The following is a 26,415-nucleotide window of genomic DNA, read 5'->3' as shown; positions in this document are numbered from 1 at the left end:
CGGCTCAATATATGTGATGTCCGCCATTTCCGGGTCAGTCATGATTGTGGCGGGGTTGGAGTTCACTAGCACTATCTCGTAGCCTAAGGAGCGCAGGGCTTTGCAGGCTTGAGTCCCTGAGTAGTCGAACTCGCAGGCTTGGCCGATGACGATTGGGCCGCTCCCGATGATTAATATCTTGTGAATATCTGTGCGCTGTGGTGCGTTTACTGCCATATAAATACCTTCTTGCTGATTATTCCTCTGGCTTGTCCGGGCTGGTTACTGCAGGTGCTTCTGCTGTTTCCGGCTCTGCAGGTGCTTCTGCCGGGACTTCCTCTGCCGTCGGAGCTTCGGGCGTTGCTGTTTCCTCAACAGCGGGTTTCTCTTCCTCTGCTGGCTTGACTTCCTCAACAACTGCTGGGGCTTCTGCCTCTGCGGGCTTCTCTTCCTCAACAACTGCTGGGGCTTCTGCCTCTGCGGGCTTCTCTTCCTCAACGACTTCCGGAGCTTCTACCTCTGCGGGCTTGGCTTCCTCAACAACAGCGAGAGTTTCTGCTTCCTGCTTCTCTGCCTCGACTACTGCCGGTGTCTCTGTGGCCGGAGCTTCGGCTTCTTCCAGCTTGGCTTCCTCAACAACGGCCGGTGCTTCTGCTTCCTGCTTCTCTTCCTCAACAACGGCCGGTGTCTCTGTCTCTTCAACGACTGCCGGTGCTTCGGGTTCTGCACTCGTCAACGCCTGCGAGAGCTCGGGAATAACATCCTCAACCGCCGGTGCATTATCCTCACTCACTACCTGGCGAGCAAACAGCTCCGTGTCGTTAATCACAACCTGCGCACTCTTGAGGAGGGCATTCTGGTAGTCAGTGATCCTCCTGCTCTCTTCCTGCTGTGTGAGCGTCGCGCGTACGTCGTCGCTGACCTCGTCATAAGGCTTCGTCTCCGCGTCAACGTGCTCGTCCTTCAGAACTACAGCGTAGTCCTCGCTGCTCATCTCCATTACTTCGCTGGGAACTCCCACGTCAAGCGAAGCTACCTCGCTCAGCCGCCCGAACATGAACGACGTAACAGGAAGGAATATCGGGCTAGTGCTGATGTTGATGACATCGCGCGAAGCAAGCGCATCGCTGGAGACCACGTCAGCCCACTTCTCACCGGCCAAGAGCTTGCTGCGGAAGAAGTCTGCGTCATCGCTGGTCTTGAAGTTCGCAACCTGCAGGTTGTAGCCCTCAGGCCTGCCGTACCTGACGTTCTTCATGATCTCGTAGAACTGTACTGCCTCGTCCTCGCTGATAACTACCTCGCCGATAGCATCGCCCACTACACGCTCTACCGCCATCTGGCGCGCAAGTGAACGCTTATAGTCATCCAGCTTTATCCCGCTGTTCGCAAGCACCTGATAGAACATCTCGCGCGTGGGGTAATGCCTGTCCGCGTACTCCTTCATTGCACGGTCAGCATCCGCATCGGAGACGCGTATTCCCTTCTCCTCCACCTCTTTGGCCAGCTGTGATTCGAGTATCGCCTGGTCAAGCACAGCCTGATAGATCGCAGGCATGTCAACGCTCTCAACACTGCGCGTGCTGTAGTTGCTCAGGTACTCGCCCAGCCTGCGCTCAAGCTCCGAACGCATCAGTGAACGTCCGTTGATGCTGGCTACCTCGTAATCACTCATTGAGCCGTCAGGATTGCGGCCAGGCGTGCGCCTCGTGGTTCTGCCCTCGTACATGAGGAACGTCGACAGAAGAAATGCCACTACGATAATGGCCATTACCCACTTCATTTGTTTGCGCAGAAAATTCATGATTCAGTAAAACCCTCTCTCTGGAAAATTTGGTATTCAGTAATTTGTACGATTCAAATTTTAGCATAAACCCGCTAATTTCACACATCCGCTAGCGATTTCCCGCGCTTCATCTCTACTTCCAGACTGCTTATCTCTCCCCCCGCTCCCTTCATCACCTCACGGAGCATCTCCGACACACCGTCAGCCTCGTCTTCCCTGCACTCGCAGACTATCGAGTCGTGAACCTGAAGGAACATCTTTCCTGCCGCCGCACTCTCAACCGCAATCATCGCACGCCGTGCCACGTCCGCCGCCGTACCCTGAATCGGAGAATTTATCAGCGCACGGTCAAGTGCAAGCCCCCGCGCAGGAATCTCCTTTACCGGCCTTATCCTACCGGCAAGCGTCCTCGTGAAACCGCGTTCCTTCGCCGTACTGACTGCCTCCCTAAGGTAGTCCCTCAGTCCCGGCAGGGCAGCAAAGTACCTGCTCATTATGTCCTTAGCCTCAGCACGGGAAACTCCGAGCCTGTCAGCAAGTCCGAACTCCGTCATTCCGTAGAGAAGCCCGAAGTTTATCATCTTTGCTGTCCGCCTGAGCTCTGGCGTAACGAGTTCCGGCAGCACTCCGAACACCCACGATGCCGTCTCCGCGTGAATGTCCCGCCCCCTGCTGAAAGCCTCGAGCAGCCTGCCTTCACCCGACAAGTGCGCGAACACCCGAAGCTCTATCTGCGAGTAGTCTGCTGCCACAAAGATATTCCCCTCCTCAACAGGAAGAAGTCCCGCCTTTATCTTGGCCGCCCATTCGCCGAAAGCCGGAATGTTCTGCAGGTTAGGGTCTCTGGAGCTGAGCCGTCCCGTCCCGGTTATCGCAGGCTCGAACGTCGTGTGAATGATGCAGTCTTCGCCCCCTGCCTTCATCAGCGGAACGACAAAGCCTGTCAGCATCTTCGACAGTTCGCGGTACTCGAGGAGAAGTCGCGGTGCTGTGGCGTTCTCTTTCTTGGCCAGCTCGGTGAGGACTGCGGCATCCACGCTGGGCGAGCCGCTCTTTGTCTTGGCGGAAGGCGTGAAGCCCAAGTGCTCGAACAGAAGCCACGACACCTGCTGCGGAGAGTTCATGTTTATTCGCGCTCCAGTTTCCCGGACAAGGTCTGCCTCAATCTGCAGAATCTTGCCCTCAAGCTCTGCCCTCAGTGCCTCGAAGTGCCCGGGCGACAACCTAACGCCGTGCCTCTCCATCCTGTCGAGTATAGGGATAAGCGGAAGGTCTATCGTGTTCATGACATCCTTCAAGCCCTCATGCTCCTCTATCTCCGCCTGAAGTTTTCCGGCAGTCTCAGCGAGTGTCTGTCCGGGCTTGTCCGTGCTCTTGATGTACGCGGCAATCTCTGGGAACTTGTTTCCTGTTTCGTCGGGATGAAGAAGGTAGTACGCTGTGCGCAGATCCCACACGTCCGAAGGAACGTCAACGCCGTGCTTCAGCGCAGTCTTGTAGTCGTCAATGAGCGTCCCTGCTTCTGGCGGGACAAAGCCTGCGGCAGCGGTGTGGATTTGCGGCGTGGGACGCTTGATGCTGCCGATGCGTTCGAGGATTCGCGACAGGCCGAGAGTTATCGCGAGGTTCTCGGCTGAGGGGATGTCTGCGGGAAAGTTCAGGCAGTCGTCGAGGAAGCCTTTATCTCCGTCGAAGATGTCATCACGAAGGCGAATCATCTTGTCGCGCGTCCAGATAACTTTATCGCGGTCAGCAGCTTCGAGCTTTGTGCGGACGGATTTCGGCAGTTCGTCGAGAGAGGCAAACAGAGCCTCTATAGTGGGGTAAGAGGCGAGGAGTTTTCCGGCGGTCTGCTTGCCGATGCCCTTAACACCCTTGATGTTGTCGGAAGTATCACCAATCAGCGCGAGGTAGTCCGGCATTGACGACGGAGAAAAACCGAACTCCTCCGTGAACTTTTCTGCGTCATAAGTCTCTGCACCGGAGATTCCGTTCCTTACGGGTCGCATCATCCGTATGCCATAATCCAGCACCTGGAACAGATCCTTGTCCGACGTGAGCATTACGGCTTCATCAGCGTTCTTCTGTGCCCGGCGTGCAACCGACGCGACAACGTCATCTGCTTCAACGCCATCGCACACTATTACCCTGAAGCCCATGTGCCCCAGAAGCTCCTGAAGAAGCGGAATCTGTATCCTCAGGTCATCAGGCAGAGGATTCCGCCCTCCCTTGTAGTCCGCCTGAAGGTCATAGCGGAATGCTCGGACTCCTTCCTTGCCCGATGCGTCAAAAGCAATCACCGTGCAGTCAGGCCGGAGCTCGTCCTGTACACGAAACAGCATGTTCATGAACCCCACGATCATTGCCGTCGGAGTTCCGTCAGGAGCAGTCAGCTTCACATTGACGGCGTGAAAGGCACGGTGCGCGAGGCTGTGTCCGTCGACAATAAGGAATGTCTTAATGTTAATCACCTCTTGCGATGGGGAATGTACAGGTAAATTATAATATGCGCAAAAATTTCCGTGAGGTGCAGTTATGAATGACAGGATAAGCAGGCTGATAGATTTTCTGCTTGAAGACATGCCCGAATACCGCAAAGAAGCCCGGAACTTCCCTGATCCGCGAATACTTCTGCGTTCGCTGATGAACGTCCGGCCTCCTCTGCCGCTGTCCCCTGAGTTCCTGAAGTTACAGGATGAAGTTCTCTCGGCGGAACGAGACGCTAAAGGTGTCGTTGACGCGGAGGCTTTGCCTGAGGTTGAGGAGGGAATATCGCTTTGGCAAGGGGACATCACGCGCCTCAAGGCTGACGCAATCGTGAATGCCGCCAACAGCCTGATGATGGGCTGCTTCATTCCGTGCCACAGGTGCATTGACAACGCGATACACTCTGCGGCCGGGCTGCAGCTCCGCGATGAGTGCCACAGCCTCATGACCGCGCAGGGGCACGAAGAACCCACAGGTTCGGCCAAGATTACGCTGGGCTACAACCTCCCGGCAAAGCACGTCATCCACACAGTCGGGCCGGTGGTTCACGGGGAACTTACGGAGCAGAACTGCAGAGACCTCGAGAGCTGCTACAGGTCGTGCCTCGAGCTCGCGGAACGTGAGGGGCTTCACAGCATAGCTTTCTGCTGTATCTCGACGGGAGAATTTCACTTCCCGAACGACAAGGCAGCAAGCATCGCCGTTAAGACAGTCAGAGAGTTTCTGCGCAAATCTGTTTCCGTCAGACGGGTAATCTTCAACGTCTTCAAGGACTATGACCTCGAGCTTTACAGAAAGGAGTTATCACAATGATTGAGAGATTGAGGAAGGCACTTGCTGATGCAGAAGTGATTATTGTAGGTGCAGGCTCAGGGCTGTCGACATCGGCGGGCTACACGTACACCGGCGAACGCTTCACGAAATACTTTGCGGACTTCGAGGAGAAATACGGCTTCACGGACATGTACTCGGGAGGGTTTTACCCGTACTCTTCGCCGGAAGAGTTCTGGGCGTACTGGAGCAGGTACATCTTCATCAACAGGTACACGGACATTCCCAAGCCGGTATATTCTGACTTGTTGAGGCTCGTTTACGGCAAAAATTATTTCGTCATCACCACGAACGTAGACCACTGCTTCCAGAGGGCTGGCTTCGATAAAGCGAGGCTGTTCTACACGCAGGGGGATTACGGACTGTTCCAGTGCTCGCTTCCGTGCCACAAAAAGACTTACGACAACGAGCAGACCATACGGGCGATGTTCTCACAGCAGAAGGACATGCGCGTTCCGTCGGAGCTAATTCCTCACTGCCCCGTGTGCGGGCGGCCGATGACGATGAACCTGCGGAGTGATGACTCATTCGTCGAGGACGAGGGCTGGCACAAAGCCGCGAGAAGATTCATTGATTTCCTCGATGCATGTGATGAGAGAAGGACGCTGTTTCTGGATCTGGGTACTGGGATGAACACTCCTAGCATCATCAAATTTCCGTTCTGGAAGATGACGCGCTACAACCCGCAAGCTGTTTACGCCTGCATAAATCTCGGCGAGGCATACGTCCCTGAACGCGCAGGAATCTCTGACCGCTCGATCTGCATTGATGACGACATCGGCAACGTCGTAGAAAAGCTGCTTTGACGGACACACAGTACCTTGCTGCTGATGAACTCCACAAGCTCCCCGAATGCATCAACGCTATGGCGAACTCTTCGGGGGGCATCATCACGCTCGAGGGCGGACGGAAAATCAGCGTTGCTACCTCAGAGACTGTGCAGGTTCTCGGCGGCAAGGTCTACCGTCGCATTGAGGGGCAGAACGTACTCTCCAACAAGCGGGCACGGTCAGTGATGGCGTTGCGTTCGGGCGATGACTTTCCGGCAGAGGACTCGCGGCTAGACAGCGAAAGTGTTGAGGCTTTCCGCCGCGTTGTGCTTGGCCGGAACGCCGGGCTGAGACAGTTTGCGCGCATGGAGTTCATGAGGAGGACGGGCATAATGTCTGGAACGCACGTAACGTTTGCCGGTGCGCTGATGTTCGGTGAAGCGTTGACGGTGAAGGCGGAGCTCAGGCACAAGGACATTCGCGCAGAGATTGAGCAGCATAACATCTGGGACACAATGACCGTGATTCTCCCCCGCCTGACCCGCAGGCTCTCGGCCAAGTCCGCCGACAACGTGCGTGATGCTCTGGCCTCTGCACTGCTCCGTGCTGATTACTGCCTCGACACTCACATCAACATAGCGGTACTCTCTTCACCTCCGCGAATCGAGACTGACTGTCCCGGAATAATCCGCCCCCGCATCAGAAATCACAGGCTCGCTAGAATGTTCGCGCTTGCAGGCTTCTCTTCCTCATTCTTTCCGGCAGAACAGGACATGCTGAATTTCCGTGCTCACTCCACAATCTTCATCGAGGGCATAACACATATAGTGCTCTGAAAGTTTGCGGAGTGTAACAAAAACTTGACCCGCAAAATCACAACTGGTACAATTCCCCCATCACGCGATAAAGTTTGACTTACACAATTTTGCACATACAGAAGGAGACTGACCCCGATTGTTCAGACGTAGATGGGGCTGTGTTTGTTGTACACTGCTCACGGTAATGATACTTGCCCTGATTTTTGCCTCAGCGAACGAATCCGAAGCCGCGCGCAAGAAGAAGCATTATGACGACTGGCGCGGAGTTGCGGCAGATATGGCGTTGGAGTTCAACGCGGCGATTCAGGACGTTAAGGACGACAAGTACCAAGACGCATATAACCACGTCAATGATGCGTACTTCAAATACTACGAAGTTCAAGGCGTAGAACGAACAGTAATGTATGCGATTTCTGCGGCGCGGGTGAACCACATCGAGGCACAGTTCAGAGACATCAAACATGTTTTGCTCGGCAACCAGCAGAAGGAGAAGGACAGCCTTCTTCAGCAGATAGAGGACTTGAAAATTAAGGTGTACAAGGACTCGATGGTTCTCGACGGAATGGCCGAAGTCTCTGACCCTGACAGCGTCGGACAAGCAATCTACACAGATACGCAAGTTCCGCGCCCGGTTCTGGCTTCTGTCCCGGCACAGCAGGAAGCTCCCGCAGTCAGCGAGACACCCTCCGAGCCAGCGTCTGCTCCGTCAACGCCGAAAGCTCCCGTGAACCGCGACTGGCTGACGTTCGTTACAGCGTTCGGGCTTCTGGTGCGTGAGGGGCTTGAAGCCATCCTCGTAATCGCGGCAATCGTGGCATACCTCATCAAGACCGGCAACAAGAACATGTTGAAGGGAGTATATCTCGGTTCGTTCGCGGCAATCGGCGCAAGCATTCTCCTCGCGTGGGCACTTGAAGCACTCATGGGAGAACAGAGCGGCGTTGCACGTGAGCTGTTGGAGGGCTGGACGATGTTCCTTGCTGTTGCGGTGCTGTTCTACGTCAGCAACTGGATGCTGTCGAAGGCAGATAACATTGCGTGGGAGCAGTACATCAGCGGAAAGGTTCAGCAGTCAATCGACAGTAAATCACAGTGGACGTTAATTTTTGCGGCCTTCATCGCGGTAATGAGGGAAGGTGCAGAATTAATCCTGTTCTACTCTGCGGCCTTCACCGGCGGAATGAGCAACCCTACATACATTGCTTACGGCATCGGCGCAGGAATCCTCGTGCTGGTGATTGTGTGGGTGTGCTTCAGGTATTTCAGCGTGAGGCTTCCGCTGAGGGCGTTCTTCCTGTTCACGAGCATCCTGCTTTTCCTGATGTGCATATCGTTCATGGGGAAGGGAGTCGTTGAGCTCACAGAAGCCGACGTAATCACAGGACGCACAGTGATACCCTCGATGAAGGGCTTCAGCATCGAGATACTGAGCATCTACGACAGGGCGGAGACACTCATTCCACAGATAATGCTTGTGATAGCGGCGGCATGGATAACAATTCCGCACCTGTTCAGGAAAAAGGGCAGTACCCCCGAGAAGTAAGTTTCGGGGTAGAACATAAAGGAGGAAACATTCATGAAGAAGTTAGTGTTAGCATTAATGCTTGTGGCAGCCGCAAGTGTTGCGTTTGCGGCACCCGCGCCCGTGTCGATGAAGCCCGGCGAGGCTGGCTTCGAGGAAATCCCCATCGGCGAAACTCAGGTCGGCCCGTACAACGTAGCGGCAGTGTACTTCCAGGCAGTAGACATGTACCCGACAGGCAAGGGGCTTTCACGCGAGGAGTCAGACATGCACCTTGAGGCAGATATTCACCTGAAGCCTGAAGACGCAATCAAGTACGGTTTCGGCAACGGCGAAGACATCTGGCCGGCATACCTCACAGTGAAGTACGAAATCTCCAAGATTGACGGCACTGTAGTAATGGACGGCTCATTCATGCCCATGAACGCGGACGACGGCCCCCACTACGGCGCGAACATCGCAAAGGGTCTCCCTGTAGGACCGTACAAGCTGAAGTTCATCATCGAGCCTCCGACTGATTATCTGCTTCACATCGACGATGAGACAGGCGTACCCGCGAAAGAGGCCGCAAAAGAGTTCTTCAAGACGCACACTGTGATATTCGACTGGAACTACACGGCAGAACAGCTGCAGAACGACTAAGGGATTCTGCTATATCGTGCGGGAGGCTTTCGGGCTTCCCGTTTTTGTATTGGAGGGATGAGTCATTCTTAAGTATCTTGTTGCGGTTACTGACCACTTGGCCGCGTTCTCGGTAATGCTCGGAATAATTTTCAGCTCTTCGCGCAAGAAGTACACGGTCATTCTCGCGGTTCTGGGCGTTGTGGCAGGGGCTTGTGTCTTCGGCGTAAGGCTCTATGACCCGAAAGGCATGAACTTAATGCTGATGCGCTTCAACAGACGGCTCGTCGTTACGATTGCGTGTATGGCTGTGCTGGCGTTACTGTCGGTGAAGTTCAGGCGCGTGAACGGGCTGATAGTCTCAGTGATGGTATTCACGTCGCTGATGTATCTTGTGCCGCCTGTCCTGCAGTACACGAGGGAGTTCGTGTATTTCGGCGAAGCAGGAATAAGCACAAACGCAATGCTCCGCGCTCTGGGGTTCATGCTCGGGCTGGTTGTGTGCCTGCTGCTTGTGCTCGGAACGTACGAGGTTCACAACTGCGTGAATGGCCGTGCGTTCTTGGCCGCGTCTCTGGCTGTGTTCGCCTGTGAGTATCTTGCTGGCGGTGTTGCGGCTCTGCAGAGACTGCGTGTCCTCAAAACCACTGATGCCCTCTTCGGGGTGTCGGTGTTCGACGTAATGATTTGGCGCGATGCTAACCCGAATGCGTTTCTGTTCGCACAGCTGGGACTCGCGCTGGTGTTGCTGGCGTTCGTGATTGTTACGCACCGGCATCCTGAAGGTACGTTCCCGAACCGTGCGCTTCTCCGCAAAGAGAAAGCCCGTCTCAGGGACTGCCGACGCTGGTCGTGGAGTTTGGCGGTCTTCGGAGCACTGGCGGTGTTCATTGTGATTGTCCTGCACTGGTACGACACAAAACCTCCCGCAGAGATTCAGCCCGAACCTTACGACATTGAGGACGGAATAATCTCTATCGCTCTCGACAAAGTTTCTGACGGACACCTGCACAAGTTCTCCTACGTTACGCCGAACAAGTACGACGTGAGATTCCTTGTCGTCAAGAAGCCTGCGGGCACTGCTTACGGCGTGGGGCTGGACGCGTGCGACATCTGCGGGATTGCGGGCTACTACGAGCGAGGGGATGAGGAAGTAATCTGCCGCCGGTGCGACGTGGTCATGAACAAGAACACAATAGGCTTCAAGGGAGGATGCAACCCCGTACCGTTCGAGTACGAGATACGGGGCGGAAAGATATACATTGACGTGAAAGAGTTAGAGCAGCACGAAACGAGGTTCAAGTGAAAAAATGTTCTGGAGAATGATAACCAAGACCCTCATACGGCAGAAGGGCAAGATGTTAATGATAGCCTTCACCGTAATTCTGGGGGTATCGCTCTCAACAGCAATGATGAATGTTATGTTAGGCGTGGGCGACAAGGTCAACCGCGAGCTTAAGGTCTACGGCGCGAATATCACCGTACGCCACAAGGACGCGGCACTGATGAATGACCTTTACGGCCTCACAGGGCAGGGAGTCAGCGACAAGTTCCTTCATGAAGAAGACGTGCTGAAGCTCAAGAGTATATTCTGGGGCTTCAACATTCTGGACTTTGCTCCGATGCTCGAGGGCACTGCACGACTCAACGGCGAAGACGTACAGCTGATAGGTACTTGGCCGGAGAAAAACACCATTCTTCCGACGGGCGAGGAGCTTCATACGGGCTTCAAGGCTCTGCGCACATGGTGGGAAGTCAGCGGTGAATGGCTCAGCGAGAATGATGATGCCTCTGTGATGCTCGGCAAGCTGTTTGCGGATATACACAGCCTTCATGTCGGCGACACAGTTACCCTCAGCGGAAAGCCCTTCACCGTCAAAGGCATCTTCAACGACGGCGGAAATGACGACAGCAAAATCTTGATGACGCTTCCAGCAGTTCAGGACATCATGAACCTTCGGGGCAGGGTCTCGACAATCGAGGTATCAGCCCTCACAACGCCGGATAACGACCTTGCACGGAAGGCGGCGCAAGATCCTCACAGCCTCTCTCCCGACGAATACGAGACGTGGTACTGCACTGCGTACGTCAGCGCGATATGCCACCAGATTCAGGAGGTAATCCGCGACGGCGTGGCCAAGCCCGTGCGTCAGGTTGCGGAATCAGAAGGTACTATCCTCAACAAGACAACGTTATTGATGGTGCTCATCACTATTCTTAGCTCGATAGGTTCTGCACTCGCAATCTCCAACCTCATAACCGCAAGCGTAATCGAACGAAGCCAAGAACTCGGACTCCTTAAGGCTCTGGGTGCGTACAATTGGCAGATAGTTCTGCTCGTTCTGCTTGAAGTGATGATTACGGGACTTTTCGGCGGAGTGCTGGGGTACTTCTTGGGGATAGGATTTGCGCAGATTATAGGACAGACGGTTTTCGGCTCGTATATCGAGATTGCAAGAATGGTCATCCTGATTGTCGCGGTGATTCTGTTCTTCGTTACCCTGCTGGGGAGCGTGCCCGCAATCCGTTACTTGACTGCTCTCAAACCTACGGAGGTACTTCATGGGAAATAAACGCTTCAGAATGTATATGCGCATGGTATCAAGCTCCCTCATCCGGCGGGCATCACGCTTAATCATTGCAGTTCTCGCAATAGCTATCGGAGCTACGATACTTTCAGGCCTCGTAACGATATACTACGACATTCCCGAACAGTTAGGGCGCGAGTTCAGGTCTTACGGCGCAAACCTTATTGTTCTGCCGCGCGGCGAGGCCAAGATTACGCGCGAAACTTTAGGGAGACTGCGCGGGCTTCTGGGAGAAGGACGAATCGTCGGAATGGCACCTTACCGCTACCAGACTGTGAAGATCAACGAACAGCCCTTCATCATCGCCGGTACAGACCTCGAACAAGCGGAGAAGAACAGCCCCTTCTGGTACGTCGAAGGACGCTGGGGAAACCGCGAGGACACTTCCAGCGTAATGGTCGGGCACGAGATTGCGGAGACGCTCGGCCTGAAGCTCGGAGACTCGTTCATGGTTCAGGGCGTAATGTACGGACAGCAAGCCGAAGCCTCACGACAGGACTTGTCCGCCGAAGAGAACCAGCAGAGAGACCTTGCGGCTCAGAACTTCCACAAGACTTTGACCGTGTGCGGAATTGTTACGACGGGCGGTGCGGAGGAAGGCTTCATCTTTGCGGATGCTGACATGCTCGACGAACTTATAGGCGACACGTTCAGGGCAGACGTGATTGAATGCAGTGTTGTGGCTGACGCAAACGAGCTATCTGATTTGTCATCAAGGATTGAGCGTGAAATACCTTCACTGATGCCCCGCGCAGTCAGAAGGCTCACGCAGTCGCAGGACATCGTGCTCGGAAAACTTCAGGCACTCGTGCTTCTGGTTACTGTCGTTGTGCTGATAATCACGATGATTTCAGTCTACACAACGATGATGGCGATGGTTGCCGAACGCAGAAGAGAGATTGCTCTCAAGAAGGCACTCGGTGCGGAGAACAGGCTGGTGATGAGCGAGCTGCTCGGTGAGGGAGTGCTGTTAGGGTTCATCGGCGGAGCACTGGGAGTGTATCTCGGTTTCGAGTTCGCGCAGAGAGTCAGCCTTAACGTTTTCGGGCGTGCAATAAACTTCCAGTGGGCACTTATCCCAGCAACTATAGCCGTCTTCATCGCAATCACTGTTCTTGCGTCAATAATTCCTGTGCGCAAAGTTATGGATATACATCCTGCAATAGTCCTGAAGGGAGAATAGAGAATGTCATCAACGATTTTGGAGCTTCATAACGTTTCGAAGATTTACGGGAACTTGAAGGCTCTGGCGGATATAAATTTGAGCGTGAATGCCGGAGACTGGCTGTCGGTAATGGGCCCCTCCGGCTCTGGCAAGACCACAATGATTAACATTATCGGGTGCATGGACACTCCGTCAGTCGGGAGCGTGATTCTTGACGGAGCGGACATCAGCAAAGAGAACGCCGCGAGCCTCACGCGTATACGGCGCGACAAGATAGGGTTAATCTTCCAGCAGTTCCACCTGATAAGCTATCTTACTGCCGTCGAAAACGTCATGGTTGCGCAGTACTATCACAGTATGCCCGACGAGGACGAAGCGATGGAAGCACTCGCTAAGGTAGGGCTTGCGGACAGGGCGCACCACCTTCCTGCCCAGCTTTCGGGCGGCGAACAGCAGAGGGTGTGCATTGCCCGCGCACTCATCAACTCACCGCGCATTCTTCTGGGCGACGAACCAACCGGCAACCTCGACGAGGAGAATGAAGGCATCGTAGTGGACATTTTCCGCCGTCTCCATGACGAAGGGGTAACGATAATCATCGTAACGCATGACCCGGAAGTGGGGGATGTTGCGCAGAGAAAGATAGTGCTCGAACACGGCAGGATTGTTGACGATGTTGACCAGTCGGCGACATTCGGGGAAGCACTGAGATTGAAGGGCAGGTGAGTTATAATTTAGGCAGCACAAACAATAACAAGAGGTGAATATTTATGTTAAGCCCCAGAATAGAAGACTACCTTGAAGAACTGTTCCTGCTTGAGAGCACCGGCAGGAAGGTAACAGTTACGAACTTGGCCGACCGGCTGAAGATAACGAAGGGCACAGTAACATCAACGATCCAGAAGATGGCTGAGCTTGAGCTTGTTACGCACGAACGCTACGGAACTCTTCACCTTACCGAAGCGGGCCGGAGGCAGGGAATGACGGTGTTCCACAGGCACGAAGGGTTCAGGGCATTCTTCCACGAGATGCTGGGGCTGGACAGAGACCATTCGTCGGAGATGGCGTGTTCGATGGAGCACTACATAGACTCTGTAACTGAAGACAGGCTTTATGCACTGCTGGAGTTCTTCAGGAAGGCTCGGGCGGAACATCAGCCGTGGGTTGATGAAGTGTTCCTCGCAATCGAGAAGCCCATACTCTTGATGCCTGTGCCGCTGACCTTGTGTGAGCCGGGCTCTGAGGGGGCAATACTGAGGCTGACGGCGGACGAACCTCTGAGGAAGAAGCTCATCGAGAAGGGTTTTACGGCGGGTGCTGAGGTTGAGCTGGTGAGCGTTGAGGAGGAGAAGTTCACGTGCAGAATCGGCAAGAAGATACATGAACTCCCCCTCAATCAGGCGGCCACGATTTGGATTCAGCAGCCCTCGAGGCAGTAGAGACAGCCCCCGTGAAGTTATGCGGGGGATTTTAGCAGCCGTTTCAGATGTTGCAGTAACCCCCAGATTCCGAGAGGCTTGAGGATTGACTTTGCGCACATCTTGGCCGGGTCATAAATGGCAACTTTAATCACAGTCTTCATCGCCATATAGGCAGCTCTGATGCGCATCATCTGCTCTCTTCTGCGCGTGTACGTTCCCCTCTCAATGAGGTGAGCTTTGGCGGATCTGTACGCTGTAAGTATATTCTTCAGCATCTCACTAAACGTAATTTTCCGTGTGCTGTGCCCGTAATGTGCCATAAGTTCAGGGTTCGCACACCAATATCTCCATCTGTACGAGACATCCTCAAGCATCGAACAGAACTTACTCCCGAAATATTTATCCCTCTCCGTACGGCTGAACGTCCCGGCAGCTTCCATATCTATCATGTCCGTGAACTCATCCAGTGAACGCTTAATCAGCCTCTTAGGTGCAAAGAATGCACTGTACAATTTTTCGGCAGGAAATACTGTGGATTTGACCTTGAGAAAGTCTACAAGGTGCTCGCCCGTGATTATGCCACTGACTATGACTGCTCCGTTGCCTTTCAGCAATAAGTCCCGTATAACATAATTCTCGGGGTAAACGTCAGCAGACTCGTAATATCTTGCACGCTCAGGAATTGCCGTGAAAAGTTCTCTGTTGAAGATGCTGCCTGTAGGGTGAGACCAGCCTATAAACCGAATCATAGCGTCAATCCCATTGTAAACCCTTATGCTACCGATACGGAGCTTAGAGTCCTTGAAGAAGGCAATGTTGTGCTCGCGGGAACAGTCGAGAAGAGCTATAAGCCTTGTAATATTACCACCCAGCAATTTATCGCGCCCCATCACGAGGTAAAGCCATTCGCCGCGGCCAAGTTCCAGTGAGTTCAGCCAGTTCTTCTGAGCCCCCAGATTTTTATCATTGCGTACGTACCTGAAGCGCGGGTCGTGAATCTGTGAGAGGAGTTCCTGTGTGTTGTCGGTTGAAGCGTCATCGACGGCCACTACCTCGAACCGTGAATCCTCCGAAACAAGAAGCCCCTCAACTAGTTTACGCGCGGCCTCTGCGTTGTTGTAGACAGGGATACAAAACGAGACAATAGGCTGGCTCTGTGCTCTGTGCTCTGTGCTCTGTGCTCTATTATAATTGTGTTATTATTCATTTTGTCAACCTCATTTCACGCTATTTTTCAGCTCTGAGACTGCGGCATCAAGTGCTTCCTCCAGAGCCTCACTCTTCTTCCCCCAGCCCTGAGCACACACGGGGCTTCCTCCGCCGCGACCGTCCAGAAGCTCCATCGCCTTCCTGAATGCTCCCCGAACATCAACGCCCTTGTTCTCCTTGTGCGTCCCGAACGTCAGGAATACTCCTTCAGCGTTCACGCCCGCCAGCAGTGCAACAACGTCCTTCTTGGCCGTCAGAAGCCTGAACAGATGCTTCACGTCGTCCTGCCCCGAGTTCTTCATCACGTGCCTCACGAGCTTGTACCCGCCGAACGCCTCACCTTCAGCCGCCAAACTTTCAGCAACAGGCCTCAGGAAACGTTCTACTGTAGATTCATTCTGTGCTTTGAGGTCGCGTATCTGTCCTTTGAGAACGGCTATCTTCTCGTTTATTCCGTCGTACCCGCAGACCAGCTCTGCCTCTGCCTTCCGAAGTTCGCGGTAAACATCATCAAGCCACCTGTACGCCGCACTTCCGCACCGAAGGTATATTCTCGAGCCGCCCTTGTGGTTCTCGACAGTCGTAACCTTCACGAGCCCCACTTGGCCCGTTGAGCTCACGTGCAGACCGCAGCAAGGCACGTAGTCCGCACCCTCAACCTTGACGATTCTGATGGGGAGTTCCGCATTCTCGGGAGGAAGTTTGCGCGCGCGTTCCTGTATCTCGTCCATCGACGGGTAAATCACTTCGACGGGAATATCCCTCCACACTGCGCGGTTGGCTTCGGCTTCGGCTTCAAGGATTGCTTCAAGGGCTATGGGTTTGTCCGTGTCTATTGAGACGTTGTCGCCCTCAATCCTCATCCTGTCCGTGTGAATTTGGTGAAGCGTCCACAAGTAACCGGCCAAGAGATGCTCGCCTAAGTGCTGCTGCATGAGCTCAAACCTCCGCTCCCAGTTCAGCACTCCGTGAACGTGTGAGCCTTCAAGCCGTGAAGCCAGAACGTGAACTATCTCCTGTCCTTCTTCGTGAACATCTAGCACATCTATTCCGTCAATCGTCCCCAAGTCGCAGGGCTGTCCTCCGCCTGAAGGGTAGAACAGCGTCTGATTCAGGATGACGTGATACCTGCCCTCGTGCTCGGACTGGGAGACTACCTCAGCGTCGAACTCGCGGGCGTATAAGTCTTCGTAATACAGTTTGGCGGTCATTAGTGAAACCTCGTGCGTGAAAAATTTTTCCCCGCAATTATACACTGTTACTCACTGACAGGCTTCAGGTGCTTGTAGATGAAAGCGTACAGCTTGGGACTCAGCTTGAAGATTACGAGCTGTGCCTTCTTTGTTGTGTTGATGTGCCTGCACCTGAGAACACCAAGCGGCTTTATCATCCCCCTGAGCTCGGAGGTGTATTCTTTGTCGACCTTGCCCGCCCGAGCCATTTTGTTTGCCACGTGCAGCAGATGGACACACAGCCCTACGAGCAGGTTCATGTGTTCGTACGGAGTGAGCTTGCAGGCGGACGTGATGAACTCATAGGCATGGAGAGAAACATACTGTACATCATAACTGTGAGCCGAAAAAGGAGAACGGCTCAGCGAACCGTTGCGCGTGAAGTAGTGGTAGAACTCATTGCTTATGACCAGAAACTTCTCCGCCCGCGCGATGACCTTGCAGAGTGCGTAGGTGTCCTCTGAGACTCTGCCTTTGGGAAAAGTTACACCCTCGAAAAGCCCGGCCTTGAAGAGTTTTGTGCACGAGCTTGTGCCAACATAGTCGTCGAAAAAGTACAGGCTCAGGGCTTCTCTGACGGGCATGACTAACGGCTCATGTTCTCTGCCGAGATTGTGCTTCTGGTGGCCGTCCTCGAACTCCCTTACTCCCCCGAACCTCACTATATCCGCGCCGTATTCCTTCGACATCCTGTGGCATGTCTCTATTGTCTCTGCGTCAATCCAGTCATCGGAATCCACAAACTGAATGTACTCGCCTTTAGCCTCGCGTACTCCGATGTTGCGGACTTCTGCCAGTCCCTGATTCTCCTGATGGATAACACGTATGCGGGAGTCCTTGCCTGCGTATTCGTCGCAGATTCTGCCGCTGTTGTCCGTAGAGCCGTCGTCAATGAGGATTATCTCGAGGTTCGTGTAGGTCTGGGCTAGTATGCTGTCAAGGCAGCGTGAAAGGTATGCTTCTACGTTATAGACAGGAACGATAACCGATATTAGAGCGCAAGAATGGTCTGGTCTGGTCTGGTCTGGAGCAGTATACGCGTTCATTATTGTTGTGTCAACCTCAATTCACATAAATTTGGGGTAACGATAGGGTTGAATTATAATACAGAACATGTCAAAGGAGGCATATAAATTTGAGCAGAGTATTCAACTTCAGCGCAGGGCCTGCTGTCTTGCCTGAAGAAGTTTTGCGCACAGCACAAGCCGAACTGTTAGAGTACGGCACATCAGGAATGTCCGTTATGGAGATGAGCCACAGGTCAAAGGACTTCGAGGAGATTCTGTTCACCGCAGAAGCAGACCTCCGCACGCTGATGAACATTCCCGAGAACTACAAGGTACTGTTCCTGCAGGGCGGGGGCTATACGCAGTTTGCGATGATACCCATGAACCTCATGATTAACCGCGTAGCAGATTACGTTGTTACGGGGCAGTGGAGCAAGAAGGCAGCGGCAGAGGCAAGAATTTTCGGGACTGTCAACGTCGTTGCTGACTCGGGGGACAAGAATTACTCATACGTTCCTGACCTCTCAGACCTGAACATTTCGCCCGATGCTGATTACGTGTATATCTGCCAGAACGAGACGGTTCACGGCACGACAATACGCACGCTCCCTAACACTAAGGGCAGGACTCTTGTCGCCGACATATCCTCAATGTTCCTGAGCGAGCCCCTCGATGTCAGCAGGTACGGCGTAATCATGGGAGGAGTTCAGAAGAACGTAGGCCCGGCCGGTGTCGCAATCGTGATTATCCGCGAGGACTTGATCCGTGATGACGTTCTGCCGTTCACCCCGACAATGATGAAGTACAAGACTCACGCCGACAACAAGTCGCTGTTCAACACTCCTCCGTGCTTCAACATTTACGTGTGCGGTTTGGTGTTCAAGTGGCTGCTGAGACTCGGAGGCACTGAGGCCATGAAGAAGCTCAACGAGCAGAAGGCTAAGCTCCTCTACGATTACCTTGACGGCTCGCACCTCTTCAGGGGTACGGTTGAGAAGAAGGATCGCTCGTTGATGAACGTACCCTTCATCACGGGGAACAAGGAGCTTGATGCTGAGTTTTGCGCCGAAGCCGAGAAGGCTGGCCTCCGCAACGTCAAGGGGCATCGTTCGGTCGGAGGAATGAGAGCCTCGCTGTATAACGCAATGCCTATCGAGGGCGTGAGGGCACTTGTTGAGTTCATGGCTGATTTCGAGAGGAGACATCATGCTTGAACCCAAACACAGAAAGATTTATTGCCTGAACAACATAGCATCCGTAGGGCTTGAACAGTTCCGCGAGGGCTACGAAGTTACGCAGGATGTGAACGAGGCGGCGGGAATCCTCGTGAGGAGTGCGGACATGCATGCTATGGATTTTCCCGGCGGATTGAGGGCGATTGCGCGCGCAGGTGCAGGGGTGAACAACATTCCAATAGACAGGTGCTCGGAGGCCGGTATAGTGGTCTTCAACACTCCAGGAGCTAACGCTAACTCGGTGAAAGAACTCGTTATCGCGGGATTGCTGCTTGCGTCGCGTGGAATCTGCGAGGGGATCTCGTGGGTGAAGGACAACGCGGGAGATTCGGGCTTGGCCAAGAGTGCGGAGAAGGCGAAGAAGAATTTTGCGGGGCACGAGATTCAGGGAAAGACGCTCGGAGTTATCGGGCTCGGCGCAATCGGCGTACGTGTCGCTAATGCCGCCGTGTCTCTGGGAATGAACGTTCTCGGCTATGACCCGTATCTGTCCGTGAAGTCCGCGTGGATGCTCAGCCCGATGGTGAAACATGCCGACTCTCCCGACGAGGTTTACGCGGCCAGCGACTACATTACGATTCACGTGCCTGCGATGGACTCGACAAAGCACATGATTAACGCCGAAGCAATCACGAAGATGAAGCGCGGCATCAAGATTCTGAACTTTGCGCGTGATGTCCTTGTTGACGAGGAATCACTACGTGATGCCTTGACGAGTGGCCAAGTTTCCCGCTACGTCTCGGACTTCCCGAACGCGGTAAGTGCGTCCCTGCCGAACGCGATAGTTCTCCCGCATCTTGGTGCGTCAACTGAGGAGGCGGAGGACAACTGCGCGGTTATGGCGGCCCAGCAGCTGCAGGACTACCTCGACAACGGCAACATCACCAACAGCGTGAACTTCCCGGAGATCAACGCGGGGACGTGCGGGGCAGAAGCTAGGGTGGTGATACTTCACCGCAACATCCCGAACATGCTTTCGCAGATAACGTCATTCTTCGGTAGCAACAGCCTCAACATCGAGAACCTGCTCAACAAGGCGCGGGGGGCTTATGCATACACACTGCTGGACATTTCGCACAAGATGCCGGACGACACGACGGAGAGACTGCGCGAGATTGACGGAGTGCTGAGAGTGAGAAGGGTGAAGGAACGAAGTCAGGGCTGGTAGAAGAAAGAAGCCTCTTCCGGGTGAACAGGAGGAGGCTTTATTTATGTGCAGATACAGGCGTGAAAGCAAACAAGAAAATAGGCAAGGTGTGCTATAATTAATCCGCTCAAAGATCTTTTCTAACACATGGCGAGAGGCGGTGTCCTCTTGTCTTCCTTGTCTTGTGCTGTTCATTATACCATAAGGCAGGCGGGGGCTGTCATGTGTATTTATGATTTTGTCCTCGTAACCTCTAACTTCATATTCTCAGGAGGTATTTTCATGAAGAAAGTTTTTGTTGTTGTGCTGGCTCTTGCGCTGGCTGTGGTGTGCTCAAGTGCGTTTGCTCTCGAGTACGGTGCGACAGGGTACGAAACGGAAGGCTACGATGAGGATCACGCGTGGGAAATAAGTTCTGTGTCGTCTCTGGTAAGAATGAGGGATGAAGTCAATTCCGGGCGTGCTGATGCTCTTCAGTCTGAAGCGTATTACAAGCTGATGTCAGACATTGACCTGTCGGATTATGAAGATTGGGATCCCATAGGCAAGATCGGCACGTCAGGCGCGAGAAGTCATCTTTTCACCGGGAACTTTGACGGGAACGGACACACTATAACGATGAACATTTCGTCGCCCTCAGGAAGCCAGACGTATGCCGGGCTGTTCGGGTATATAAACGACGGAACCGTAAAGAATCTGTCTGTGTCCGGCAGCGTATCGCTCGGTCTGTCGACTATCCACACCGTAGTACGTTCGGGAGGAATAGCGGCAATACTCTGGGAAGGAAGTATCGAGAACTGCTGCTTTGACGGTACTGTTATAGCCAGTACAAGCGGCACGATAGCGTCAGCATATGCAGGCGGGATTGTTGGAGACCTGACAAGAGGTCCGGCAAGCGTAATCGACTGCAAGGCCGGGTCAAAGGCATCCACGAGAGTTGGGGCTTCAATAAACAGCAGAGCGGGCAGCAATTCCAGCAATGTTGCGGCTGAGGGAGGAATTATCGGCAACTTATATGACAACAATTTGCTGGATAAGGTAACGGGCAACTATTCTCGCGTAACTCTCGGAGGCAATACCGACTATTCAGGGGCAATATACGGCAGAAGAACCGGCGCGATGGGCGAAGTAGCAGACAACACTGAAGCCAGCCCTTCCGACCCTGCTCCCGATGCTCCGACAGATGACACCCCGACGGATGACACCCCGACAGACGACACCCCGACGGATGACACGCCGACGGACGACACGCCAACAGACGACACGCCGACGGACGACACGCCAACAGACGACACGCCGACAGACGATACGAACGGTGAAGGAGCTTCCGGCGGCGGCGGAGGCGGCGGGTGCAACGCAGGCTTCTGCGTTCTTCTGCTCGCAGCTCTTGCAGTCCTCAAGCGTTCACAGTAACCGCGCAGACAATAATCCCCCCGCTCATCAAGGGCAGGGGGATTTCTTCTCTCTTCACTCTTTACGCACAGCACTTCTTGATGACTTCCGCCGCTCTCTTCAACAGCTCATCAGGAATGTTCAGCGCAGGAAGCAGCCTCACCCTGTCCTTCGCAGTCAGGCACAACACACCCTCAGCGATACACGCATTCACGACATCCTTCGCGGGCTTCGTGGTCTTCAGCCCCATCATCAGCCCCATTCCCGTAACAGCCTCAATGCCCGGTGCTCCAGTGAACGTGCTGAACAGGTACGCGCTCTTCTCCCGCACTCCCGCAAGCAGTGCGTCATCAATACGCCCGAGAATGCTCACTCCTCCGGCACACGCAACAGGATTCCCGCCGAACGTCGAGCCGTGATCTCCGGGCTTCAGCGTGTCCTTGACCTTCTCGCTCAAGAGTGTAGCTCCCAGAGGAAGGCCGCCCGCGAGTCCTTTCGCCGTCGAGACTATGTCGGGAGTTATCCCGTAGTTCATGTAGCTGTATAGCTGTCCGCTTCTGCCGTTGCCCGTCTGAACTTCGTCGACGATTAACACGATGTCGTTCTCGCGCGCGAACTCCGCAACCTTCTTCACGTAGTCTTGGCTCAGCGCGACGACTCCGCCTTCCCCCTGAACGCACTCGATCATTATCGCCGCAGTCTTGTGCGCATCAGCAAGAACCCTCAAGTACTCGAAGTTGTCAGCCTCTGCGTGAACGAAGCCCGGCGTGAGCGGCCGGAACAGTTCATGATAATGGTCTTGGCCGGTCGCTGAAAGCATCGTGATTGTGCGTCCGTGAAAACTGTTCTTCAGGGTTATCACGGTGTAGTAGTCTGCACCCTTAGTGTCGGCGGCATACTTCCTCGCAACCTTGACCGCGCATTCATTGGCCTCTGCCCCGCTGTTCGAGAAAAAGACTTTCTTCATGCCCGTACGTTCGCAGAGCATGTGTGCCAGTTTCGCGCAGGGTTCTGTGTAGAACAGGTTGGACATGTGCTGAATCTTGGCCGCCTGTTCACAGATTGCCTTGTACCAGACATCATCACATGCACCAAAGGAATTTACCGCTATTCCCGATGTCATGTCTATGTAGTCTTTCCCGTCAATGTCCGTAACTACTGAGCCTTTGCCCCCTACAATCGTTACAGGGAAACGCGCGTACGTTCCTGCTACGTATTCTCTGTCAAGCTCCTGAATGTTCATGCTAACTCTCTCTCCTTTACGCAAGAAACATCGTGCCAGCTCCCTCGTCCGTCAGCAACTCTATCAGGATCGAGTGAGGAACTCTGCCGTCCATAATTATAACTTTGTTCACGCCCTCAGTGATTGCCTTGATGCAGCATTCGGCCTTAGGAATCATTCCGCCGGAGATTACGCCGTCTTCACGGAGCTTCTTTGCCTCTGCGACCGTGATTTCAGGGATGAGTGTCGCGAGGTCGCTAGGGTCTCTGAGAATCCCTGCAATGTCGGTCATCATTATCAGGCGTTCGGCTCTGAGTGCTCCCGCAATGTACGCCGCTGCAGTGTCGCCGTTGATGTTGAAGATTTCGCCGTTCTCCCCGCAGGCTATGGTGGAGATGACAGGAATGTAGTTTTTCGCGAGGAGGTCATAGACGCACTCGGGGTTGACCTTCGTTATCTCGCCAACGAAGCCGAGCCGCGAATCCTTGAACTTTGCCTCAATGAGTTTGTCATCAATTCCCGAGAGGCCGACAGCGCGCCCGCCTTTGGTCTCGAGGAGGCTCACCAGCGATTTGTTGACCTTCCCCGCTAGAACCATCTGCACGATGTCTACGGTTTCTTTGTCCGTAACTCTGAGGCCGTCGACGAACTCAGGGACTTTCCCGAGCCTCTTCATGAGGTCGTTGATTTCCGGGCCGCCGCCGTGAACGAGGACGACATTAACACCTACCAGCCTTAACAGCACGATGTCTTCCATGACCTGCTGCTTGAGGGTTTCTGAGGTCATAGCGTTTCCGCCGTACTTGATGACTACGATTTTGCCTGTGTACTTCCTGATATATGGCAGTGCCTGTACAAGAATCTCCGCTCTCTCTGTTGCCTTCATAAACTTTCCTCCTTACACGTTCAGCCCGGCCGTCTCGTCAATGCCGAGCAGAATGTTCATGTTCTGTATCGCCGCTCCTGATGCTCCTTTGCCGAGATTGTCGAAACGCGAAACCAGAAGCGCGCGCTCGTCGTTGCCCTGCACCGTAATCTCGAGATCATCGCGCCCGGCAAAAGCCCCCGCCGACATGAACCCTCCTTCGCTGAACGCATCCTCTTCCGTGAAACGCACAACCCCTGCGCCGTAATATTCCCTGTAGCAGTCCTTAAGGCTCTTGAGGCTCACATTGTGCAGAGGCACGGTAACTTCCATTCCCGCAAAGTAATCCGCAACTATCGGGCAGAACACCGGCGCGTTCTTCAGTCCGCAGACTCCCGCCATCTCGGGAAGGTGCTTGTGCTTCTGCGTAATGCCGTACTGTCTCGGCGCGTCAAGCAGCGCGTCTCTGCCTTCGCCCTCGTACTGCGCAATCATCTTCTTGCCGCCGCCGCTGTAACCCGTCAATGAGAAGCACGACAGCAGAGCATCTTCACCGATTATCCCCGCCTGAACCAGAGGAGCGACGAGCACGATGAACCCCGTAGCATGACAGCCCGGATTCGCGATTCTCTTCGAGGCCGCAATCTTCTCACGCTGTCCCTTGAGCTCAGGGAGGCCGTACACCCACGAAGGATTCACCCTGTGAGCCGTCGATGTGTCGATGATGGCAGTGCTGGGGTTCTCGACGAGGGACACCGACTCTTTCGCGGCATCGTCCGGCAGGCACAAGAACGCTATGTCCGCAGTGTTCAGTGCATCGCGGCGCGCGCTGATGTCCTTGCGCGTCTCCTCAGTGAGCGTGAGAAGCTGGATGTCCCTGCGAGAAGATAACCTCTCATAGATCTTGAGGCCTGTAGTTCCCGCGTAACCGTCAATAAATACTTTCTTCATGATTAGCTTTCTCCGTAAATTGTTGAAATGTTGCGTATTATACAACAGCAAAAAAATTCCCCCTCACCCAAAGGCAAGGGGGCTCGTAAAGTTCTACTTTATTACCGTCATTCTGCCCTGTCCCTCAGCATATCTCTCCGGGATTCTCTCGAAGCTCTTGATGTACCGCGCGAAGACATCGCTGGCTGTTGCGTAGTCCGGCTCAACCAGACGCGCTCCCTTGAAGACGTGCCCGTCTCCCAAAGCCGTAAGCACGTAGCTTATCGATACAACCTTATACAGCTTCTCCGGGTCAACAGGTTCGCCGTTAATCTTCGCGTCCTTCACCCTGCGTTCTCCCTCAATGCCGATGAGTATATTTCTGTCGTCAACCTTCACGGGAGACGGAATGCTCGTGTCAACCTTGTAGGTCATTCCCGCAACGTGAAGGAATCCGCCGTTCCTGTTGGGCATGAGGCGCACGCCGTGTTCAAGCTCGTCAAGAAGGGTCTGTCCGCTGACCTCGACGATGCACACCGTGTTGTTGAAGGGCATTACCGACAGAGCGTCGCTGAAGGTGATTTCTCCGGCCTTGATGTTTGCACGGAGGCCGCCGCCGTTGAAGAGTGCTACATCAGCGCGTCCTGTCTCTGTTTCGCGGGCAGAATACAGCATCGCATCAGTCGCGAGGTCGCACAGTCCGTTCTCCGCGTTCCTGATTACCCATTCTCCCGCGTCGTCCATTGCGCGGAGGTCAAAGCTCGTGAAGCTCAGGTGCTGGCGCAGCGTGTCCTCAAAACGTGCCTTGATGTCCGCGATTAACGCCGTAATCTTCTCGTCCCTGCCTTCGACTTCAGAGACAAGCTCGGTCTTCACAGCTCCGTCCGTCGTGATGGTTACCTTGCCGATGTTGTGGAGCTTCGTGCCCGTCTGCGTAACTACAACATCTTTGCCGTCAGCGTTCTTGAAGACCAGCGCGGGCGTAACTTCGTGCGAATGTCCGTCGATGAACACATCAATTCCGCGCGTTCTGGGAGCAATATAGGGAACTGCCCAGACTTCCGTAACGTCCTCGTACTCTCCGAGATGACCGACAACGATAACGTAATCCGCGCCATCAGCCCTTGCGTCGTCAACTGCCTTCTGAATCGAGGCAATGAGCTTCTCGCCGGTAGCTTCGCCGTCAAAGTCGTAGATGTATTTCCCTGAATCATCCATAAAGTATGACGGTGTTGATTTCGTGATGCTCTCGGGTGTGCTCGCTCCGACAAACGCAACCTTCACATCTCCGTACGTGAACATCTTGTAGGGCTTGAAGACGAGCTCGCCGGTGCGGAGGTCTCTGAGGTTCGCTGAGATGAAGCCGCACTTCAGGTTCTTGGCGAAATTCTCGAACTGGCTCCAGCCGTAATCGAACTCGTGATTTCCGGGAACAGCAACTTCATAGTTCATCGCGTTCATTATCTCGAAGATGTACCTTCCCTGCGAAATCATGCCCATTGTCGCGCCCTGCGCCCAGTCTCCAGCATCTACAAGCGTAACGTACGGAGTGAGCTTCTCCATCTCGTGCTTGTAGTACTCGAGCCCAGCATAGCCGATCGCGTCATCAACCCCGCAATGTACATCGTTGGTGTAGAGAATAACGATGTTCTTGTCCGGGACTGCTCCGAACGCCGGAGCACACACAGCTGCCAGAAGCAGCACTAACGCTAAAAGTTTCTTCATGACAATTCCTCCTTGTCTATCTTATGCCTGTACTGCCAAAGCCGCCAGTTCCCCTCTTCGAAGGGCTGAGTTCCTTGACCGGCTCGAACTTCGCGCGAGCCACAGGCACAAACACTAACTGCGCGATCCTGTCTCCGAACGACAAGCTGAAGGGTTCTGTGCCCATGTTCAGGAGCATGATCATGATTTCGCCCCGATAGTCCGAGTCAATCGTGCCCGGAGCGTTTGGGATGATGATTCTGCTGTTGAGGGCAAGTCCGCTTCTCGGCCGAATCTGCCCCTCGTAGCCTTCGGGAATCTCGAGGCGTATTCCCGTCGGAATCATCGCGAGTTCGCCGGGCTTGATTATGCAGTACTTCATTGAGCACAGGTCTACCCCTGCGCTTCCCGGCGTTGCGTACTTGGGAATCTCTATCGTGTTCGCCTCACGCTGAATCTTTACGGTGATTTCTTCCTGAGGCAT

At 54.1% G+C, this 26,415-nt stretch carries 24 protein-coding genes; 13 read left to right on the top strand and 11 right to left on the bottom strand.

All coding sequences use genetic code 11. The annotated features are described in order from the left end of the window. The 3 genes from IJT02_06815 to IJT02_06805 form a co-directional block, all read right to left on the bottom strand. The coding region (locus tag IJT02_06815) for a hypothetical protein (GenBank protein MBQ7544639.1) at positions 1–216 on the bottom strand (216 nt) is incomplete at its 3' end. 19 nt (positions 217–235) lie between these two features. After that, complete coding sequence (locus IJT02_06810; GenBank protein MBQ7544638.1) at positions 236–1,762, bottom strand: SurA N-terminal domain-containing protein; 1,527 nt, start codon at positions 1,760–1,762, stop codon at positions 236–238. 101 nt (positions 1,763–1,863) lie between these two features. Beyond that, a complete protein-coding gene (locus IJT02_06805) occupies positions 1,864–4,236 on the bottom strand; it encodes a DNA polymerase I (protein ID MBQ7544637.1) in 2,373 nt (790 codons plus the stop codon). A gap of 64 nt (positions 4,237–4,300) precedes the next feature. Here IJT02_06805 and IJT02_06800 point away from each other — a divergent pair, with 64 nt between their 5' ends. From IJT02_06800 to IJT02_06755, 10 genes are all read left to right on the top strand, one after another. Then, on the top strand, positions 4,301–5,065 hold the full coding sequence (locus IJT02_06800) for a protein-ADP-ribose hydrolase (GenBank protein ID MBQ7544636.1): 765 nt from the start codon (positions 4,301–4,303) through the stop codon (positions 5,063–5,065). Beyond that, on the top strand, positions 5,062–5,889 hold the full coding sequence (locus IJT02_06795) for a Sir2 silent information regulator family NAD-dependent deacetylase (protein MBQ7544635.1): 828 nt from the start codon (positions 5,062–5,064) through the stop codon (positions 5,887–5,889). The genes IJT02_06800 and IJT02_06795 overlap by 4 nt, the downstream gene beginning before the upstream one ends. Then, positions 5,886–6,689, top strand: coding sequence for a hypothetical protein (locus IJT02_06790; protein ID MBQ7544634.1), 804 nt, complete (start codon positions 5,886–5,888; stop codon positions 6,687–6,689). The genes IJT02_06795 and IJT02_06790 overlap by 4 nt, the downstream gene beginning before the upstream one ends. Before the next feature lie 166 nt (positions 6,690–6,855). Beyond that, positions 6,856–8,214: an FTR1 family iron permease gene (locus tag IJT02_06785; protein ID MBQ7544633.1), complete on the top strand. Its 1,359-nt coding sequence runs from the start codon at positions 6,856–6,858 to the stop codon at positions 8,212–8,214. Positions 8,215–8,247: 33 nt separating this feature from the next. Next, positions 8,248–8,835: an iron transporter gene (locus IJT02_06780; GenBank protein ID MBQ7544632.1), complete on the top strand. Its 588-nt coding sequence runs from the start codon at positions 8,248–8,250 to the stop codon at positions 8,833–8,835. Positions 8,836–8,950: 115 nt separating this feature from the next. Further along, on the top strand, positions 8,951–10,120 hold the full coding sequence (locus tag IJT02_06775; protein ID MBQ7544631.1) for a DUF2318 domain-containing protein: 1,170 nt from the start codon (positions 8,951–8,953) through the stop codon (positions 10,118–10,120). A gap of 4 nt (positions 10,121–10,124) precedes the next feature. Then, positions 10,125–11,387, top strand: a complete 1,263-nt coding sequence (locus IJT02_06770; GenBank protein ID MBQ7544630.1) for an ABC transporter permease — start codon at positions 10,125–10,127, stop codon at positions 11,385–11,387. Further along, on the top strand, positions 11,377–12,585 hold the full coding sequence (locus IJT02_06765; protein ID MBQ7544629.1) for an ABC transporter permease: 1,209 nt from the start codon (positions 11,377–11,379) through the stop codon (positions 12,583–12,585). Before IJT02_06770 ends, IJT02_06765 begins: the two co-directional genes overlap by 11 nt. Positions 12,586–12,588: 3 nt before the next feature. Then, the gene (locus IJT02_06760) at positions 12,589–13,293 is read left to right on the top strand and encodes an ABC transporter ATP-binding protein (GenBank protein ID MBQ7544628.1); all 705 of its coding nucleotides are present in this window, start codon (positions 12,589–12,591) and stop codon (positions 13,291–13,293) included. Positions 13,294–13,337: 44 nt separating this feature from the next. Next, positions 13,338–14,006 (top strand): metal-dependent transcriptional regulator, encoded by a 669-nt coding sequence (locus IJT02_06755; protein ID MBQ7544627.1) that lies wholly within the window; start codon positions 13,338–13,340, stop codon positions 14,004–14,006. A gap of 17 nt (positions 14,007–14,023) precedes the next feature. Here the strand turns inward: IJT02_06755 and IJT02_06750 are convergent, their stop codons facing one another. The 3 genes from IJT02_06750 to IJT02_06740 all read right to left on the bottom strand — a co-directional run bounded on the left by IJT02_06750 (position 14,024) and on the right by IJT02_06740 (position 17,475). Next, on the bottom strand, positions 14,024–15,133 hold the full coding sequence (locus IJT02_06750) for a glycosyltransferase family 2 protein (GenBank protein MBQ7544626.1): 1,110 nt from the start codon (positions 15,131–15,133) through the stop codon (positions 14,024–14,026). 72 nt (positions 15,134–15,205) lie between these two features. Further along, complete coding sequence (locus IJT02_06745; protein ID MBQ7544625.1) at positions 15,206–16,408, bottom strand: hypothetical protein; 1,203 nt, start codon at positions 16,406–16,408, stop codon at positions 15,206–15,208. Between the two features lie 47 nt (positions 16,409–16,455). Continuing rightward, positions 16,456–17,475 (bottom strand): glycosyltransferase family 2 protein, encoded by a 1,020-nt coding sequence (locus IJT02_06740; protein MBQ7544624.1) that lies wholly within the window; start codon positions 17,473–17,475, stop codon positions 16,456–16,458. A gap of 89 nt (positions 17,476–17,564) precedes the next feature. Here IJT02_06740 and serC point away from each other — a divergent pair, with 89 nt between their 5' ends. The 3 genes from serC (at position 17,565) to IJT02_06725 (ending at position 21,231) form a co-directional block, all read left to right on the top strand. Then, positions 17,565–18,650: a 3-phosphoserine/phosphohydroxythreonine transaminase gene (gene serC, locus IJT02_06735; GenBank protein ID MBQ7544623.1), complete on the top strand. Its 1,086-nt coding sequence runs from the start codon at positions 17,565–17,567 to the stop codon at positions 18,648–18,650. Continuing rightward, positions 18,643–19,839 (top strand): phosphoglycerate dehydrogenase, encoded by a 1,197-nt coding sequence (locus tag IJT02_06730; protein MBQ7544622.1) that lies wholly within the window; start codon positions 18,643–18,645, stop codon positions 19,837–19,839. The genes serC and IJT02_06730 overlap by 8 nt, the downstream gene beginning before the upstream one ends. 261 nt (positions 19,840–20,100) lie before the next feature. Then, positions 20,101–21,231, top strand: coding sequence for a hypothetical protein (locus tag IJT02_06725; protein ID MBQ7544621.1), 1,131 nt, complete (start codon positions 20,101–20,103; stop codon positions 21,229–21,231). A gap of 61 nt (positions 21,232–21,292) precedes the next feature. Here the strand turns inward: IJT02_06725 and IJT02_06720 are convergent, their stop codons facing one another. The 5 genes from IJT02_06720 to dut form a co-directional block, all read right to left on the bottom strand. Beyond that, entirely contained in the window at positions 21,293–22,453 is a 1,161-nt protein-coding gene (locus IJT02_06720; protein MBQ7544620.1) for an acetylornithine transaminase, read from the bottom strand. Between the two features lie 16 nt (positions 22,454–22,469). After that, positions 22,470–23,318 (bottom strand): acetylglutamate kinase, encoded by an 849-nt coding sequence (argB, locus tag IJT02_06715; protein ID MBQ7544619.1) that lies wholly within the window; start codon positions 23,316–23,318, stop codon positions 22,470–22,472. A 12-nt stretch (positions 23,319–23,330) separates the two neighbouring features. Next, complete coding sequence (gene argC, locus IJT02_06710) at positions 23,331–24,251, bottom strand: N-acetyl-gamma-glutamyl-phosphate reductase (GenBank protein MBQ7544618.1); 921 nt, start codon at positions 24,249–24,251, stop codon at positions 23,331–23,333. A 90-nt stretch (positions 24,252–24,341) separates the two neighbouring features. Beyond that, positions 24,342–25,952: a bifunctional metallophosphatase/5'-nucleotidase gene (locus tag IJT02_06705; protein MBQ7544617.1), complete on the bottom strand. Its 1,611-nt coding sequence runs from the start codon at positions 25,950–25,952 to the stop codon at positions 24,342–24,344. 16 nt (positions 25,953–25,968) lie between these two features. Further along, on the bottom strand, positions 25,969–26,415 hold the full coding sequence (gene dut / locus IJT02_06700; protein ID MBQ7544616.1) for a dUTP diphosphatase: 447 nt from the start codon (positions 26,413–26,415) through the stop codon (positions 25,969–25,971).

It is taken from the genome of Synergistaceae bacterium, from assembly GCA_017450125.1.
In the GTDB taxonomy this organism is placed as follows: domain Bacteria; phylum Synergistota; class Synergistia; order Synergistales; family Aminobacteriaceae; genus JAFUXM01.
Note: the sequence above shows the minus strand (reverse complement) of the source record. Positions and strands in the feature narration are given on the sequence as shown.

Coding starts and splice junctions, on each gene's coding strand:
- IJT02_06810 (MBQ7544638.1), bottom strand. CDS start 1,762: ATGAAGTGGGTAATGGCCATTATCGTAGTGGCATTTCTTCTGTCGACG.
- IJT02_06800 (MBQ7544636.1), top strand. CDS start 4,301: ATGAATGACAGGATAAGCAGGCTGATAGATTTTCTGCTTGAAGACATG.
- IJT02_06795 (MBQ7544635.1), top strand. CDS start 5,062: ATGATTGAGAGATTGAGGAAGGCACTTGCTGATGCAGAAGTGATTATT.
- IJT02_06785 (MBQ7544633.1), top strand. CDS start 6,856: ATGATACTTGCCCTGATTTTTGCCTCAGCGAACGAATCCGAAGCCGCG.
- IJT02_06780 (MBQ7544632.1), top strand. CDS start 8,248: ATGAAGAAGTTAGTGTTAGCATTAATGCTTGTGGCAGCCGCAAGTGTT.
- IJT02_06775 (MBQ7544631.1), top strand. CDS start 8,951: ATGCTCGGAATAATTTTCAGCTCTTCGCGCAAGAAGTACACGGTCATT.
- IJT02_06770 (MBQ7544630.1), top strand. CDS start 10,125: ATGTTCTGGAGAATGATAACCAAGACCCTCATACGGCAGAAGGGCAAG.
- IJT02_06765 (MBQ7544629.1), top strand. CDS start 11,377: ATGGGAAATAAACGCTTCAGAATGTATATGCGCATGGTATCAAGCTCC.
- IJT02_06760 (MBQ7544628.1), top strand. CDS start 12,589: ATGTCATCAACGATTTTGGAGCTTCATAACGTTTCGAAGATTTACGGG.
- IJT02_06755 (MBQ7544627.1), top strand. CDS start 13,338: ATGTTAAGCCCCAGAATAGAAGACTACCTTGAAGAACTGTTCCTGCTT.
- IJT02_06745 (MBQ7544625.1), bottom strand. CDS start 16,408: ATGACCGCCAAACTGTATTACGAAGACTTATACGCCCGCGAGTTCGAC.
- IJT02_06740 (MBQ7544624.1), bottom strand. CDS start 17,475: ATGAACGCGTATACTGCTCCAGACCAGACCAGACCAGACCATTCTTGC.
- IJT02_06730 (MBQ7544622.1), top strand. CDS start 18,643: ATGCTTGAACCCAAACACAGAAAGATTTATTGCCTGAACAACATAGCA.
- IJT02_06725 (MBQ7544621.1), top strand. CDS start 20,101: ATGAAGAAAGTTTTTGTTGTTGTGCTGGCTCTTGCGCTGGCTGTGGTG.
- IJT02_06720 (MBQ7544620.1), bottom strand. CDS start 22,453: ATGAACATTCAGGAGCTTGACAGAGAATACGTAGCAGGAACGTACGCG.
- argB (MBQ7544619.1), bottom strand. CDS start 23,318: ATGAAGGCAACAGAGAGAGCGGAGATTCTTGTACAGGCACTGCCATAT.
- IJT02_06705 (MBQ7544617.1), bottom strand. CDS start 25,952: ATGAAGAAACTTTTAGCGTTAGTGCTGCTTCTGGCAGCTGTGTGTGCT.
- dut (MBQ7544616.1), bottom strand. CDS start 26,415: ATGCCTCAGGAAGAAATCACCGTAAAGATTCAGCGTGAGGCGAACACG.